Genomic DNA, 737 nt, shown 5'->3' on the forward strand with positions numbered 1-737 from the left:
CGGTCAATCGCCGACAGCGTGGTCAGCAGCATCGGCACCGCCAGTTCGGTAAAGCGGCCATGCTTGTCGATCGGCGCATTGGTGTCCTTGGTGATGGACTCGATCACCAAGGGCTTGTACACGCAGTCCTTGTACTTACAGGCGATCAGTGTCGGCGCCTGGGAAGGAAACAGCGTATCGACGCTGACCCCGTTGTCCAGGAATCGGTTAAGCAGCGTTCCATCATCGCTTAGCTTGACGGGCAGCGCCCACTTCATCAGCTGGTTGAAGGGGTCGTGAACCTCTTTCTGCGGGTCGCTCCAGGCCCGAAACAGCGCCGTCACGTTGAACTTGGCCGGCGGCATCCCGTTGAAAACCTGCGTCGAGTTTAATTTGGTAATGCTGGTCTTGCCTTCGATCATACTCAACAGCGCACCGGCCCCAGTCCCGATTCTGGCATCGATCTTCTGCGCTAAAGGGCTCAGTTCACCCGATTGCAGAATCTGTTGCAGCGTCGGAAACACATCCTCGCCGACCCGCTCGAACGGGCTCTGCCAATTCAGCGCGATTTCGAAATTGGAATCGATGAACGGGGCTTTGACGGTGATGTCGTTCATCCGCTTGCCCTGGCGGTCGACCGCCCAGAAAGCGGCGATCAGGTGGGGCGATAAACTGCCCCATTGGGATTTTAATTCGGTCATGCGGATAAGCCTCCGGTTACAATATGCGCCAGTCGGCGGTCGGAAATGTCCTGGCCG

The 737-nt window shown here is 57.7% G+C and carries 1 protein-coding gene; it reads right to left on the reverse strand.

Annotation, left to right across the window (positions count from 1 at the left end):
* Nucleotides 1–680: hypothetical protein (locus tag JJL52_RS21110; protein ID WP_202054495.1), on the reverse strand; the 680-nt coding region annotated here is incomplete at its 3' end.
* Nucleotides 681–737: the final 57 nt, after the last annotated feature.

Origin of the sequence: Candidatus Methylomicrobium oryzae (assembly GCF_016745425.1) — a bacterium.
GTDB lineage: Bacteria > Pseudomonadota > Gammaproteobacteria > Methylococcales > Methylomonadaceae > Methylomicrobium > Methylomicrobium oryzae.